This window comes from Neorhizobium sp. DAR64862/K0K3, from assembly GCF_050500185.1.
Lineage (GTDB): Bacteria > Pseudomonadota > Alphaproteobacteria > Rhizobiales > Rhizobiaceae > Neorhizobium > Neorhizobium soli.
On record NZ_CP191451.1, the window covers coordinates 13501 to 28825 of the forward strand.

Here is a 15325-nt window from a genome sequence, read left to right on the forward strand (position 1 = left end):
TTTTGCGTCTGGCAATGCTGCTGCGTTGCAAGCAGCTAGCGACTGCGATAGCCAAGCAATATGATAACAGAGCTCAATTCCAGCGTATCCGTGTCAAAGCCCTCGGCCTCCATTGGCGCGGCACCCAACTCCTGGCGTTCGAAGTTTATGATCGCGACGGGACACTCAAAGGCGTGCGACCACTAGGGGGAAGCATTGAGTTTGGCGAAACCGCAAAAGACGCGGTCGTCAGAGAGTTCAAAGAGGAGATAGACGTCGATGTTGCCGTGGTTGGAGGGCCAATCATTCTAGAAAATGTCTTCTCGCATGAAGGTCAAGATCGGCATGAAATCCTATTTATTTTCGACGTAGCATTCCCGCCAGGGGCTTTCGACGGACAGCATCGTATTCGATTTCAGGAAGACGATGGCACTTGGTTGGTAGCGGCTTGGTTCGATCCACGAGAGCTCGATATCGATGGAGGACCTAATTTATACCCAAAGGGTTTGAAATCTCGCCTGTCGATTGAAGGAATTGTAGGGAGCGGTACGACGCAATAATAGCGCGTTCAGCCTTGCATCCCGGACGCTTCAAGAGAAGCGAAACCGTACGAGGGATAACATGGACGATATATCTAACACCGACGTGGCGAAGCGGTGGAATGAAAATGCAGATCAGTGGACCCGAGACGTTCGCGACGGATTCGACGTTTACCGGGACCAGTTCACTTTCCCTGCCTTCCTAGCCGCCCTACCACCAATTGACGGATTAGATGTCATCGATTTCGGGTGTGGAGAAGGCACGAACACCCGCGCCTTCGCTCGGCTTGGCGCACGTGTGACCGGCATTGACCTGTCGAGCCGAATGATTGAGCACGCCAGGCAGACGGAGGAAGCCGATCCGCTCGGTATTCACTACCATGTCCGCTCATATAGCGATCATTGTGGGATTACGGACGAGTCCTTTGACGCGGTTCTTTCGACAATGGCATTGATGGACGGCCCCGATCTGTCCGGCGCTATGCGAGAGGCCTACCGTCTCGTGCGGCCGGGAGGCTTCCTTCTCTTCAGCGTCCTGCATCCCTGCTTCATCACTCCAGGCCTTGGTTGGGAAAGGGATGCCGAGGGGCGAACGACCGGTCTTTGGGTAGCGCGCTACTTCGATCGATCATCCTTCACAGAGCACTGGCGTTTCGGTAATCGTCCCACGGACGAGGATGTTATTCCGTTCGCTGTTCCACGATTCCCGCGTACGATCGGCGATTATCTCAACGCCGTTGCCTCCGCAGGTTTCGTCCTAACCAATATCGAAGAGCCGCAACCGTCCCTCGCTGCATGCCAAGCTGTTCCACGATTCGCACGGTGGCGAGACCTTGGTGCCTTCCTGTTGCTGGTGATGGCGAAGCGGCCCGAAAATTAGGCAGGTAAGCTGTCGCAAAACTCGGTCGCGAAAATCCGATATTTGCGACCGAGTTTTGCGACAGAAATATCTCTAACAATTCAGCACCGCCGATTTTGTCGCAAAACTTAGGGAAAGGAGCGAAAACTACTGAATAAGCCTTGCGGCCCGTCCTGTCCGTCTGGTTGCGTTGTTGTAATAAGTGGAGGCCTGCTGGACCGATCTATGTCGCGACTGCTCCATAGCTTCTGGCAGGGGGACGCCACGATTGGCTGCCTCGGTGAGATATCCAGACCGAATCCCATGCGCCGAAAACTCCCCCCGCTCCAATCCAGCCAGTTCCGCCCGCTGCTTGATAATCGCATTGACCGACTGCGGATCGATCGCCCGCTTCGAAACAGTTCCCCATCGCCCGATGGCCCGAAACACGCTGCCCTTGTCGATTTTCGCGGCCGCCATCCAGGCATTCAGCGCCTCCACGGGTCGCCCGGTCAGATAGACGACGTCGTCCTGTTCGCCGGAGGTAGTTTTGGTGCGGCCGAGATGGATGGCGAGAGAGGGGAGGGGGGCGCCATTCTCGATCGGGATCGGCGGCTCAACGGTCAGTTGCTCGCGGCGCAAACCGGCGATTTCGCTCCGCCGGCGGCCACCGGACGCAAACGCGACCATCAGGATCGCCCGGTCGCGGAGATCGCGCAGGCTGCCGGTCGCGCAGGTCGACAGCAGTTTTGCCAGGACGTCACCGGTGACCGCCTTGGCGCTCTTGCGACCCCGCGTCCGGGGGACGGCGCGAACCGAAAGGCGGATGGCCGATTTCAGGGCAGGGGAGGCGAAGGCGCCATCAAGGCCGCGCCATTTGGTCAGGGTCGACCAATTCGCCAGCCTCCGGCGCACCGTTGCCGGCGCATGTGGGCCGACGGATTTCAGGAAACCTTGCTGTCGGAGATTTCCATCAACGTCAGCGGGCATGCCGTGATCCGGGTCGGTGGCGCGCTTCTCTGGGTCCCAAAGATGATGGGCGACGAATTTGAGGAGCAGCGCCTCTGGCGCCGGCCAGGGCAGGGACTTGCCGGTCGCCGCCAACCCCCATGCTTCCAGATAAGCGAGGTCGGAGGTCAGCGCCCTGAGTGTGTTGTCGCCCATGCCCTGGTTGACCAGATGGCGCAGCGTCTCGATGTCCTGGTCGGTCAACAACTCGGCGAGCTCGTCGCGGCGTTCGAGCGGCAGGACGGAGGCAATCGTGTCCAGTTCCTCGGCGCGGCGATCGACAGCGGATTTTATCGTGGACGACGTCAAAGGGGGCTCCGAAACGGTGATCTGTCCGGCGATGATGCCGTCCACTGCTGCAATTCTTTCTGATTTGCGACTCCAGATCAACTACCATCGATAAGGGGTACTTATCGATGGTCAGGCGCACAACCCCAACCATACCATGTGAGGAACCCAAACTTTGCGATAGAGTTCCTGTAAGAGATCGTTTACCATGAAATCAATGGCTTACGATTTCGGCACTTTGATAATATCGAGTTTTTTGGAACCGGCGTTTCGCGCCGGCGTCGGCCTGACACGTCTCGACGAGCGCATCGCCCGTTCGCCGGTCGGGCAGGGCTGGATTGAGCGCTCCCAGTTCACCGACGCCTGTGCTTCTTTGTGGATCGATGGCGAACTCGTCCATCTCGAAGACCTCGTCCTCCACGACGCCACGCGGGATATTCGCACACCCACCCACGAGCTGACAATCGCCCGCGACGTGCTGCGCACTCGTCGGCGCATCGCAGCTCAGCTCCCGGCCTGGGCCTTGTCTGCAGAGGGTATCCGAACTTTGCGACAAACGTCGGACATCACGTCGGCCGGCGCAGACGAGGGAGAGACGGCCGGCGGCATCCGGCGCGCGGAGGCGTCGGATCCAGAAGGGGAGGGGGACGATGTAGATGACGTCGAGAACCTCCCGGGTGTCGACTACGCCGCTATCGATGCGGTGCTGGCCCGGTCGGAAGCGGCGATCGCGAACGCAAGGCGGCCCGGGCGCGGCGGCGGCCAAGACAAAGATCCGATGATCTACGATCTCGACTGGGACGAGGATGCGCGGCTCGATGAATGGCGCGGGATCCTGCGGCAGGCTAAAGACTTGCCGGTGATACTGCAGGCGATCGTCGCCCTCGATGCCTGGAACGAATTGTCCGTGCTGCAGCACGCGCCTTGGCTTGGCCGGCTGTTTGCTGCATCCATCCTGCGGGAAGCCGGCATCACCACTGGTGCCCACCTCGCCGCCATTAATCTCGGCCTCAAAACCATTCCGGTCGATCGGCGCCGCCATCGAGACCGGGAGACGCGGCTGCTGTCCATCGCCCACGGGTTTTTGGCGACCGCCGAAATCGGGCTGAAGGAACATGACCGGCTGACGCTGGCCCGCACTCTGTTGGAGCGGAAGCTGGACGGCCGCCGGACATCGTCAAGACTGCCGGAGCTGATTGAGCTGGTGATGGCCAAACCGTTGGTATCGGCAAAAATGGTGGCTGAGACGCTGGAAATGACGCCGCAGGCGGCGCGGCGGATCGTTTTGGAACTCGGCCTGCGCGAGATGACGGGGAGGGGGAGGTTTCGGGCGTGGGGGATTATCTAGTCGGATAAGTTCTTTTGCCGCCGTCTGTGACGCTGTTTTCCCGTAGCCCTCGCTTCGTAGGTTCACGTTTTCTTCTGCGCACCTCTCTGATGAGAGCTAACACGAAGTCCGGATGGGAAACAGGTCCTCGCCGTAATGGTGAAGCCTCGTGTGATGGCGGCGACATAGCCACCGGACTTTCAAAGGCTCATCATATTGATCGTGATGGGCATCGACGGCTGCGTTGCCGCAGACCTCACACGTGTTCTTCCTCAGTTCGCCCACCTTTAAGGCACGCTGCGCGATGAGGTGAGCCTCATACTTTGTCGGATTGGCTCGTCGCCAGTTTGCCTGACGGGTATCGGTCTTGAGCATCTACGTAGTCTTCCCGATCAGTTCAGGGTGTAGCGCTTCCAGGGTATCGCCTGCATAGGCACCCGCGACAGAAAATTAACGAGATCACGTCGACCACGATATGTCGGGGTGCCCCGGCTGTTTTGCGCCATGAGAACAATCGGCACGCCGGGGAATGCTGGCTGGAAGCTATAAGCAACCTCATCGGCTTGAGGGCCGCTGTTGAGAACGTGCGGCTTAACAATGACGATGGCGAATGTGACGCCCTGCTCGCGAACTAATGCGCCTTCAAACTGCATTTCTTCTCTCCTTTGATGAAGAGGCCGCCTCACTCCAGGCGGCCTCAGGTTTTAACCACGTGGCGGGAACGGGTCGCGACCGTAGGTATCCTTGTCCCGGATTTGACCGTTGGGACGGTGGATGACCACTTCGCTCTGCTGGTTGATCGCAATCTTGCGAGCAGCAGCAGCCGCGTCGGCCTGCGTTCCATGCGTGGAGGTCACTCGCTCATTTCCAGCGCCCCGCACGGCCCATTCGCCGTTGTGGGGAACCACATGCTGATTTTTCTTTGTCATTGCATCAGATTCCTTTTTCTTGAGTGCCAATTCACTTTACATTAATGAAAATTTAATTGTCAATATGGCTAATGTGGTTTACGGACTGGGGTATACATTTTACGCATGGAGTGATCATGACCATTGAGATGAAAAATGTGCTGGAGTTAGCCGATGCGGCGTTATCCGCTGACTACACGCGCGTACGCAGAGCCGCGAATGCGCTCGCGCGAGACCTCGACAAGAATGGTGAGACCTCCATTGCCAAGGAACTCAAGGCGCTGGTTCGGAAGAGGGGGGTGCCTTTGAAGGCGTCCGGTTACATGGAGTCCCTGCCTGTCGACTCGAAATCCCGGTTGCCGCTTGTCGAAGAGCAGACTTGGCCCGATACACCTATTTTCCTAAATGAAAGCGGTTGGCGCGTCTTCGGCGATTTCATCGCGGATGCCCGTCGCATTGATGACTTGAGTGCCAAAGGATTGGCGTCGCGACTAGGGCTTCTGCTCTCCGGCCCGCCCGGAACAGGTAAGTCTCTTCTTGCCGGGCACATCGCTGCACAGTTGTCACGACCGCTCTACGTCGTCCGGCTCGACTCCGTGATATCCTCGCTGCTCGGCGATACAGCAAAAAATATTCGCTCGGTTTTTGATTTCGTACCGGCGCGGAACGCTGTTCTATTTCTTGATGAAATGGATGCTGTTGCAAAATTGCGTGATGATCGACACGAGCTGGGCGAGCTCAAGCGTGTGGTCAATACCGTCATTCAAGCGCTTGATGGGCTGGACCCGAGTTCGATCGTGGTTGCTGCAACCAATCATGCTCACCTTCTCGATCCTGCGATCTGGAGAAGATTCCCCTACAAGATAGATCTTGGGCTTCCGGAGGAAAGCGTCCGTGCCGATCTGTGGCGGCATTTTCTCTTTGAGGATAAAGATGAAGATGGTCGCGCCGAACTGTTTGCTACAGTGTCCGAAGGACTATCGGGGGCCGATATCGAAACGATGAGCTTGTCAGCACGGCGTCATGCGGTCCATGATTCGCGTGACATCGATTTTGGAGCCGTCATTGCGGCTCTGTTAGAGCCCCGCTCAGGGCGGACCGCACCTGTCCAACGGCAGCCATTGGACGCCGAGCAAAAGCGGCAGGTGGCGATAGCATTGAAGGAGAAATACGGTCTTGCGGGCGCGGATACCGCCCGCATCCTTGGTGTGTCACGGCAAGCCATTTATGCATATTTGAAGCAACAGGATGGGGAGGCATAGCATGGCGGAAGTTCGAGACCAGCCCCTTCTCTATCCTGTTTTGAGCCTTCAAATGGACCCGGCGCTCCGGAGTCCTACAGGGCGCGGCAAGGGCATTGAAAGTATCGTCACGGAGCGCCTCGGACGACAGCAGGAAGTTCTTGCGAGCGAAACACGCGATATCTATGAGCACCGCGCGGAGTTGCCGACATATTCGGGGCTAACTCACCTCGTAGTTCGTATGTTTACCGAAGATTCCCTCGCTCCGACACACACACCAGACGACCTCTTCTCCCAGCGTCACGGCTGCAGGCTGGTTGCACCCCTTCCAAGCGGTTATTTGATCGAGGCCGACATCAAGCAGTTGCCTCGCCTTCTCGACGCGATCCAACGTCCGGTCGGCTATGCGGTGCAAGCAGACATATCGCGAGTTTCGTCCCTGGAGCGATTTGATGCGAAAAGTCGATTGCGCGGCCGGTCAGTCAATGAGCTCTGGAATTCCGCGCCGGAGGATGACGATGGACGTTTGTTCGTGGTCTGGCTTGCTCCTTTTCGTGATCGTGATGCCAAGGTAGAGGTCCTGGAGCGTATTCAGGGCTTTGCCGATGAGAGGTTGGTGTTGCCGACTTTCACGAGTGTACGGTTGACGCTAGGCACATCAGAGCAAGCGGAAGAACCGCGCGCTTTAACGACGCCGCGACAATCCAGCATAGCAAGGGCCATGCGCGATTACCGAAACACCGGCGTCGGCCGAGCCACGGTTCGTATTCCGAACAAAGAAGGATTGCGGCAGCTAATCGCCTCCGGTGCTTCCTATCGAATCGATCCTGTGCGGCCCATCAGAGTGGCGGCCCCTGGCGAAGGAGCTGAACCTCCTGCGCCGGTAATCGATCAAAACGCACCCGTCGTCGTTGTCGTGGACGGCGGACTGCATGCGAAAAGTTACAGCGCAGCTGAAGCCTTCAAGGCAACGCCTTTCGTGACGAATGCCCAAGCTGATAAGCTTCATGGCAACTGTGTCAGCTCGCTCGTCGTCCATGGCCACGCCTGGAATAATAATCGATTGTTGCCGGAGCTGAACTGCCGCATTGGATCGGTTCAGGCGGTCCCCCATAAGAACGCAAACCGTCGTTTCGATGAGCGTGAGTTGGTTGACTACCTGACGGAGGTTGCACGTCTTTATCCAGAGGCACGGGTCTGGAATATTTCGGCCAATCAAGATGGCATCGGCTTAGACCCCTCAGAAGTGAGCGTTCTTGGGCATGAAATTAGCCTCTTAGCGAGATCGGCGGGCTTCCTCCCTGTGATCTCCGTTGGAAATGTCAGCCCGGACAACAATTCCCGGCCCAATCCGCCAGCTGATTGCGAAGCGGCGATTGTCGTGGGTGGCCGTCAGGCGCTCCCGGATGGAACGCCAGGAGACCGTTGCCCTGCCTGCCTGCCCGGTCCTGGCCCCGATGGGATGATGAAACCGGACTTATCGTGGTTTTCAAATCTCAGGATGCTGGGTGGAGTTGTCGATACGGGAAGCAGTTACGCAACGCCGTTGGTATCGTCTTTGGCAGCCCACACTTTCGATAGCTTACGTGAACCAACGCCGGATCTGGTTAAGGCTCTTCTCATCAATTCGGCGGAACGCAGCGAGCACGATCCCAACCTCGGTTGGGGAACGCCGTATCGAGGGCACCTTCCTTGGACCTGCGCGCCCGGCAGCGTCACGCTTGCGTGGCGGGCACAACTCGAGCCGGGAACCGCATACTACTGGAACGATATTCCCATCCCTCCCGAGCTGGTGCGAGATGGAAAGTTGTTTGGGCGCGCCAGCCTGACCGCCGTGCTGCGACCCCTCGTTTCGCCGTTCGGCGGCGCGAATTATTTCGCCTCTCGGTTGGAGACATCTTTGATGTACCCGACTGGACCAAAGAAATGGCCCTCCCTTCTTGGTTCAATGAAGGAATCGACACTGCCGGAGAACGACGCTCGTGAAGAGCTGCGAAAATGGCAACCGATCAGAAGGCATTGCCGGGATTTTACCAAAAGCAGTGGGCTCGGCTTTTCCGGGTCGCATATGCGGCTATATGCGCGCGTCTACATGCGCGACCTCTACCAATTTGGGTGGACGCATCACAGTCAGGCTGGGCCGCAAGAAGTGGCTTTCGTACTCACGCTTTCGAGCGCGGATGGAGAGAAGTCGATCTATGACTCGACAGCTCGTGCGCTTGGAAACTTCGTTGAAAGCGCGGTCTTGAACCAAGACATCGAGGTCTCGAATGAGATTTAGAAGGTCGACGTCTTCCGAATCTGCAATTACCCCTGCAATCGAGGCAGTTACGTGAGGAGTGGCCGGCTTTCCTTCGGTTTTTCCGAGAGAGAATTTGGCGAAGCGTTGGCTCTCAGGACCGCTACCGTGGGAGTGAGGCCGGTAGATGCCGTCGAACAGCTGATGACACAAATTCTCGTCGAAAATCTTCGGGAGCAAGCAACTTTAGAGCTCCGGAAGATCCCCTCGGTGAAGCTTCACTCGATGTATTTCATGGAGCGCTGTGCATCCTTGGCGCGGCTTGCGGACATCGGATACGAAACCTGGTATGTCGAGCTGGCCTTTTCCACAACCAAAGAGACCATGGTCGACGTCGTTGAGATTGACACGCAGGGTTTGCAACTCAGTCCCATAAATTATGGCCCTGCGGGGCTGATGTCACATCGACTTTGGTCGAAGCAGCTAAAAACGCAAACAAACCACATCCTGCGTCTGAACCACGTGACGATTCCGCCCAGCATGTTTCTTGAAACCAAGAGAATGATGGAGGCGATCCCCCTTGAGCAGCCGCTGGTCGCGAACCCTCGACCTGGGCCGCGTACGCAAGGCTATGAGTTCGGGATCGAGGGCTTTGAGTTTGTTGCATTTGACCATTTGATTACCGGGGAGCGTTGTTTCTGTTCATGCGCACGCCCGGCCCATGGCAAAATGATATCAGAGGCTATGCGGATTGCGTCTCATTCAGGCGCATGGACCCATCAGGTTGTTCGATTGTTGTCGGATGCGACCTACATCGACGAAATATGCCACCTGTGTATCGCCCGTCGCTCGGGACCGGAGGCTGCTGCTGATCTCTACGGTGATGATATTGGGGAGTTTATCGCGCCGTATATCGATCAGCTGATGTTGATGCCTGGAATGGACAAGCCCACTGCGCGTTCCGAAGTCCAGCACACTCTTGGTCTTAGCCGATGGGTGAGGGAGGCGGAAATGTACAGTCTGCTGAAAAAGCTATTTCCCGACCAAGTTATCCTAAGGGAGGCGTCGCCCCCATGGCTGGGGCGCCAACGATTAGACGTGTATCTGCCCGCCATCGGCCTTGCTCTGGAACACCATGGTGAGCAGCACTACAGAGCCATTGCTGCATTCGGAGGAGAAATGGCGCTGAAACGGAACATGGAGCGCGATGCCTTGAAGAGAAGTCTCTGTGAACAAAATGCGGTCCAACTTGTCGAGATTCGATTTGATGAGCCAATGACTTTGCCAATTCTTCGCCAGAAACTCCGGCGTTTCACTAGGGCCTAAATCTGTGAGCGACGGCCGCCTTCACCGGCGATAATGTGAGCGTATTAATTTCAGTTGCACCCTGAGGTTGGAAAATTGTCTACGAACGCAGATGTAACAGAATATCTCGATTATTATCTCGCTTCCGAACTGGAGACCGATTTTGCGATCATGTTAAACGGGCCTTGGGGAGCCGGCAAAACGCATTTCGTAAAATCATATTTGCAGGAACGGGAGGCGAAAGCTCAAGCGCTTGATCCACTCGAGCCGATCGGGCACCTCTACGCTAGCCTCTACGGCGTGCGTTCGACGTCTGAGATCACAGATCAGTTTTTTGCGCAGGCTCATCCTGTCTTGAATTCCAAAGCCGCTCGTCTGTTTGGAACGGTCGTATCGCGTGCCATCAACGGCTTTGCGGGGACGGATGTCAACGGCGCCGCGGAAAACAAGTCAGTGATCAAGGACATGGTCTTGAAGCTCGATGGGCGCGTCCTGATTTTCGACGATCTCGAACGATGCGCGATGCCGTTGGCAGAGGCGATGGGCTTCATCAATTCCTTCGTGGAGCATGAAGGGCTCAAGGTTATCGTCATCGCCAACGAGACTGATATCCCCGAAGATCAGAAACCGGACTATGCACGCAAGAAGGAAAAGCTGATCGGCAAGACGCTGCGTGTCGCCTCCGATCCGCAAATCGTGCTCGACGACTTTGTCAGCAAGCTGACTCACTCAAAGGTTGTCGAAATTGCACGCCAGCAGCGCGCCGCGCTTCTCAGAACATTTGAGGCATCTGGCAAGCAGAATTTCCGGAGCATGCGGGCAGTACTTTCAGACTATGAGCGACTTGTCGTGGCAGTCGATCCGCGTCTCCAGGATGCCCCTCTTGCGATGACACGCCTTCTGCTGTTCATGATGGCGACTGGTGTTGAGTTTCGGAGCGGCGACCTTAGTGGTTCCGAACTTGCCGCGCTGCTCGATACCCGTCTTGCGCGGTTGATGTCTTCAGTGACTAAGAAGGAAAAGTCGCCGGAAATCGCGAGAGCTGAGCGCCTGGAGGCCACCTATGCCGATGTCGCTTGGCAAGATCCTATCGTGCCTCCCGCAGCGCTCGCAAGATTGTTCGAAACCGGTATTGTCGACACGCTGGCGATCAACACGCATCTGGCGCAGCACCCGCTCGTCGTCGGATACGCTAAGTCTCCGGCCTGGCGCCAACTCTGGGCTTGGACGGACCTGCCCCGGACGCAATATTTGAAGGCAAGAGACGAACTCGTGCAACAGCTCGAGAAGCGGGAACTCACACATCCCGGAGTAATCCTCCATGCGGCCGGCATCGTGCTCGGTGCGGCGGCGTTCGGCGACCACTTGGTCGGCCCCGGCCAGGATATCGTTGCATACTTCACTGGTTATACAGATGATCTGCGGACTTCCGGGAAGCTTGAACCCGATCGCAGCATCTTCAGTCCCATGGGCGGCTCCTATGGTGGCCTCGGCTACGGCTCGAAAGACTCGCCGGAATTTCGGGAAATTTACAAGGTCGTTCGTGAAGCCACGGGTCTGTCGTTCACCGATCGGATGAAAGAGATCGCGCAGACCTTTGTCGATCGTGTCGGTGGAGATCTCGAAGCCTATTCATCGCTGCATAAATATGGTGTTGATGAGGGCAATTACGCCGATGCGCCTTTCCTTCACTACATCGATCCCGATGCATTCTCTCAGGTGGTCATTCAGGATTGGTCTCCTAATGGGCGGCTGCTGGCCAGCCTCCATGCGCGCTACGAGATGGAGAAGCACAATCGGTTGCTTACTGAAGAATACCCGTGGGTTGACGCTTTGCGTGCGAGCTTGCAAGCGATCGCCGACCGCGCCGAACCACCTCACAGGGAGCTACTTAATCTGCGTATCAACTACTACTTCGGCAAAATTCAGGAAGCAATCGACGCCGCAGTGTCGGCGGGGTCTGGCGATCAGGATGGAGAAGCCGAAATCGACGAGGAACTTGCCGGTTGACCGCTGGGACCAACCGACATTCATCGCAGCCATATCACTGCTGCGATGAGAAAAAAGTCCGCCTTGGAAACGCCCCAGCACCTGATCTTTGAGGCCCCTTTTCCCGAGGCTGCCTGCTGGTGGGCACGAACAGGCCTGCACAGTGACAACAATAAATCATTGTGATCCGCTGCAATGAGTCGAGAAATAGTGTTGAGGGATATGTTTATGTTGAGGATAGCTCATTTCCGGATTCTTTTAATCGCCTGACCGACCGATGTGATGATACTTCTGATTGTGAAGTCGGGGTGAGAGGGCAAGAACATTGGCCGTGATTCGAGAAGTGGACATCCGCAATTTCCGCGGGATTTCCCATTTGAAGTGGTGGCCGACCCCCGGCATAAATTGCCTTATCGGAGCAGGCGATTCAGGCAAGTCCACAATTCTTGATGCGATCGATCTATGCCTGGGCAGTCGCCAGAATTTCACGTTCACGGATGCGGACTTCCATCTTTGCAATGTCGCTGCGCCAATCGTCATTGACGTGACGCTTGGGGACTTGGATGACGAACTGCGCAACCTAGAAGCCTATGGGCATTTCCTGCGGGGCTGGGACGCGACAACGGGCCAACTGCACAACGAAACAAGTGCAACGCTTGAGACCGTCCTCACCCTTCGGCTAATTGTCCGGGACGACCTCGAGCCTCAATGGCTGCTATTTTCGCTGGGGCCTGCCGCCGAGGATCGGGAAAAGAACCTCCAATGGAAGCATCGCCAAAAGGTCGCACCGGTTCGACTTGGTGCTATCGCCTCTCATCATATGGCGCTCGGCCCAAGATCGGTACTCGGCAAGTTATCGGCCGATGCGACGCAGGCATCCTCGGCTCTGGCGTCGGCTTCTAGGCAGGCCCGCCACGCCTTCGCGGAGCAGGGTTGTCAGGGAGTAGAGCCCATACTCGAGGCCACGAAACGCATTTCGAGCGAGATGGGCATCCGCGTCGACGAGGTCAAAGCGTTGCTCGACGTTAAAGGGGTTACGCTCTCGGGTGGGGCAATTTCGCTGCACGACCAGGATCAGGTGCCGATGAAAAATCTCGGATCGGGGTCCGCGCGCTTGCTGGTGGCCGGGCTGCAAAAGGCGGTTGGGCAGTCGTCGATCTTCATCGTGGATGAGGTCGAGTTTGGGCTTGAGCCCTACCGCATCGTCCGGTTGCTGGACTCGCTGGGAGCAAAGCGCAATGACGAGAGCCAGCAGGTATTCCTGACAACGCACTCACCGATTGTCCTGAGGGAGCTGTCATCGGTTCAGCTGTTTAGTGTTCGATCTTACAGGCAGGTAGTCCCCGCAGTTGTTGTCGGCGACACAGTCCAGCAGCCGGCACGCAAGGTCACCCAGAACTGGATGGTTCACCTTGGTCGGGATGAAGCCGCTCAGAAAACCCTCAGGGCTTGCGCGGAAGCCTTTTTGGCGCCCAGTGTTATCGTTTGCGAGGGCAAGACGGAAATTGGGCTGATCCGAGGGATTGATCTCCAACGTCAGGATGCGGGTCGCACGAGTATTCTGGCTCTCGGATGCCATTGGGCAGATGGAGGCGGTTCATCAATGATAGAGCGCGCGCAGATCTTCGCGCGCATGGGATATAGAACAGCGCTGTTCATGGATTCGGACCTGGTCTACGCCCCAGAGATCTATGTGACCCTCCAGTCCGCTGGAGTAAGCGTCTTTCGTTGGCCGGAAGGTTATTCAACTGAGGGGGCATTGTTTGCTTCGGTTCCCGCGGCCCAAATTCCGGCGTTGCTTTCTATCGCATGCGAATGGCGATCGGCGGATTCCGTCGATAGCAGGATTCGGAATGTGAGTGGCAACCAATACACCCTTCAAAGCTGCAAGGATGGTTTCGTCGATGCAATGCGTTCGGTTCTGGGCAAATGTGCAGGCGACGGCAAGTGGTTCAAGGACATAGAACCAGCCGAGACGGCGTTGCGTCAGGTCGTGGCGCCGGTTTGGGCGCAGACCAACGCTCTCTTTACCGGTCCGGTGAACCAGCTGTGGCAATGGATATCGCCACCGCCGCCAAACAACACGGTGCAGTAAGCGTGGTTACGGTTGGGGATATTCTTCAGGCACAGCGCGGTCATGTCGAAGCTCCGGCAGGGTGCGGCAAGACGGAACTTATTGCGGGGTGTGTGGTTGGTGAGACCACCAAGCCTACGCTGATCTTGACCCACACGACAGCGGGCGTGGCCGCTCTTCGACAACGCCTGAAGCGGGGCAATGTGCCCGTAACCAATTACCGGCTGAATACAATTGCCGGCTGGGCACTAAATATGATCGCCATGTTTCCGGAGCGTGCCGGGTACAGACATGATCCGCTTGCTGCACCCAACTATCCAACCATCCAAGCTGCTGTCGGGACGCTTTGTCTATCGGGGAACATTGATCGCGAGCTGCGTGCGACCTACGGCCGGCTGTTAGTCGACGAATACCAGGATTGTTCGGTCAGTCAGCATGCGATTGTGAGCGGGATAGCAAACTCGATACCGGCGGTCGTGTTCGGGGATCCGATGCAGGCCATTTTCGGATTCGGCGCGGATCCGCTTGCGGATTGGCATGGCCATGTCGTTGCGACATTCCCTCAGATCGGACAGCTCACCATACCGTGGAGGTGGAACAATGCGGGGGCAACCGACCTTGGAACATGGCTGCTTGGCGTGCGCACGCTCCTTAGACAGGGGCAACAAGTAGACTTGAGAAGCTGTGCAAACAGGGTGATGTGGCATCCTGTCGGCATCGATGTGAATGCCGCAATTACCGAGCAGATCAAGGCTCAGTATAAGATTTCGCGACAATTTCCAGACGAGAGCATCCTGTTTATCGGCGACTCGATACAGGCTCAATCGAGACACAACTACGCCAGCAGGGCGCAGGGGGTCAGCGTCGTGGAACCCGTAGATTTCAGGGACGTCGTTGGAATCGCCCGACAGATGAACGGACAGGTCGGGCCAGGGTTGTTGCACTCATCCATTGCGTTTTTGATCAGTGTGATGACGAATGTTTACGGTGATCGATTGCAGGCCCGTATCGAGACCATTGCGGCCAACCGCCATAGAACGCCGCCGACGGATCAGGAACTGGCTGCTATCAAGTTAGCAAATGGCGGGGGATATTCCGAAGCGGTAGCATTCCTGAAGTCTATGGCTGCGGACCGAGAGAGACGCGTCTACCGCCATAGTGCATTCAATATCATGGTCGAGGCGCTGTCGACCGCCGCTGCAACACGCAGGGATCTGGGAGAAACGATCGCCGGGTTGCGTGAGCAGCACCGCCATGCAGGACGGATTGTTCCGATGAAAGCTGTCGGCTCGACCCTTCTGCTAAAAGGTTTGGAGGCGCACCATGCGGTTATCCTGGACGCAGATCGCCCCGGGAATGCAATGTCGAGAGAGCACCTTTACGTCGCGCTGTCACGAGGTGCTCGATCGGTCCACGTTTTCTCAAGAAGCCCTGTTTTGCCATGACGGCGGGGCTACTCGGCCTGTGCGAGTTGCGCCCTCTGATCTTGGAGCGCTTAATGTTAGATCGGAGGCGGCCAGCCCAAGGCAAGTAGATCTGCTCTCTTGCCTACTCCACTCCAGCCCGGCGGTTTGCCAAACATGCGCCGAT

The 15325-nt window shown here is 57.0% G+C and carries 13 protein-coding genes; 9 read left to right on the top strand and 4 right to left on the bottom strand.

From position 1 onward, the window contains the following. Window positions 1–2 precede the first annotated feature (2 nt). Window positions 3–539 (top strand): NUDIX hydrolase, encoded by a 537-nt coding sequence (locus ACQY1L_RS23645; RefSeq protein WP_430246208.1) that lies wholly within the window; start codon window positions 3–5, stop codon window positions 537–539. Window positions 540–600: 61 nt separating this feature from the next. Continuing rightward, window positions 601–1398, top strand: coding sequence for a class I SAM-dependent methyltransferase (locus ACQY1L_RS23650; protein WP_430246206.1), 798 nt, complete (start codon window positions 601–603; stop codon window positions 1396–1398). 126 nt (window positions 1399–1524) lie between these two features. On the opposite strand, the gene ACQY1L_RS23655 is transcribed toward ACQY1L_RS23650, so the two are convergent. Further along, the gene (locus ACQY1L_RS23655; protein ID WP_430246392.1) at window positions 1525–2673 is read right to left on the bottom strand and encodes a site-specific integrase; all 1149 of its coding nucleotides are present in this window, start codon (window positions 2671–2673) and stop codon (window positions 1525–1527) included. A 187-nt stretch (window positions 2674–2860) separates the two neighbouring features. On the opposite strand from ACQY1L_RS23655, the gene ACQY1L_RS23660 reads away from it, so the two are divergent. After that, window positions 2861–4000, top strand: a complete 1140-nt coding sequence (locus ACQY1L_RS23660) for an RHE_PE00001 family protein (RefSeq protein WP_430246203.1) — start codon at window positions 2861–2863, stop codon at window positions 3998–4000. Between the two features lie 96 nt (window positions 4001–4096). Here ACQY1L_RS23660 and ACQY1L_RS23665 read toward each other — a convergent pair whose 3' ends face one another. The 3 genes from ACQY1L_RS23665 to ACQY1L_RS23675 are packed head-to-tail and all read right to left on the bottom strand — an operon-like array spanning window position 4097 to window position 4908. Then, entirely contained in the window at window positions 4097–4354 is a 258-nt protein-coding gene (locus ACQY1L_RS23665) for a hypothetical protein (RefSeq protein ID WP_430246201.1), read from the bottom strand. A 17-nt stretch (window positions 4355–4371) separates the two neighbouring features. Beyond that, on the bottom strand, window positions 4372–4632 hold the full coding sequence (locus ACQY1L_RS23670; RefSeq protein ID WP_430246199.1) for a hypothetical protein: 261 nt from the start codon (window positions 4630–4632) through the stop codon (window positions 4372–4374). A 51-nt stretch (window positions 4633–4683) separates the two neighbouring features. Further along, entirely contained in the window at window positions 4684–4908 is a 225-nt protein-coding gene (locus ACQY1L_RS23675) for a DUF2188 domain-containing protein (RefSeq protein ID WP_430246198.1), read from the bottom strand. A gap of 116 nt (window positions 4909–5024) precedes the next feature. Here ACQY1L_RS23675 and ACQY1L_RS23680 point away from each other — a divergent pair, with 116 nt between their 5' ends. The 6 genes from ACQY1L_RS23680 to ACQY1L_RS23705 all read left to right on the top strand — a co-directional run bounded on the left by ACQY1L_RS23680 (window position 5025) and on the right by ACQY1L_RS23705 (window position 15180). Beyond that, window positions 5025–6149 (top strand): AAA family ATPase, encoded by a 1125-nt coding sequence (locus ACQY1L_RS23680; protein ID WP_430246197.1) that lies wholly within the window; start codon window positions 5025–5027, stop codon window positions 6147–6149. 1 nt (window position 6150) lies between these two features. Continuing rightward, window positions 6151–8409: a S8 family peptidase gene (locus ACQY1L_RS23685; protein WP_430246195.1), complete on the top strand. Its 2259-nt coding sequence runs from the start codon at window positions 6151–6153 to the stop codon at window positions 8407–8409. Between the two features lie 162 nt (window positions 8410–8571). Continuing rightward, window positions 8572–9693 (top strand): hypothetical protein, encoded by a 1122-nt coding sequence (locus ACQY1L_RS23690; protein ID WP_430246193.1) that lies wholly within the window; start codon window positions 8572–8574, stop codon window positions 9691–9693. Between the two features lie 75 nt (window positions 9694–9768). Further along, window positions 9769–11682 (top strand): P-loop NTPase fold protein, encoded by a 1914-nt coding sequence (locus ACQY1L_RS23695; RefSeq protein ID WP_430246191.1) that lies wholly within the window; start codon window positions 9769–9771, stop codon window positions 11680–11682. 310 nt (window positions 11683–11992) lie between these two features. Then, window positions 11993–13756 carry an ATP-dependent nuclease gene (locus ACQY1L_RS23700; protein ID WP_430246390.1) on the top strand — a complete coding sequence of 588 codons (1764 nt, stop codon included), beginning with the start codon at window positions 11993–11995 and terminating at the stop codon, window positions 13754–13756. Beyond that, the gene (locus tag ACQY1L_RS23705) at window positions 13717–15180 is read left to right on the top strand and encodes a UvrD-helicase domain-containing protein (RefSeq protein WP_430246188.1); all 1464 of its coding nucleotides are present in this window, start codon (window positions 13717–13719) and stop codon (window positions 15178–15180) included. Before ACQY1L_RS23700 ends, ACQY1L_RS23705 begins: the two co-directional genes overlap by 40 nt. The last annotated feature ends 145 nt before the right edge of the window (window positions 15181–15325 follow it).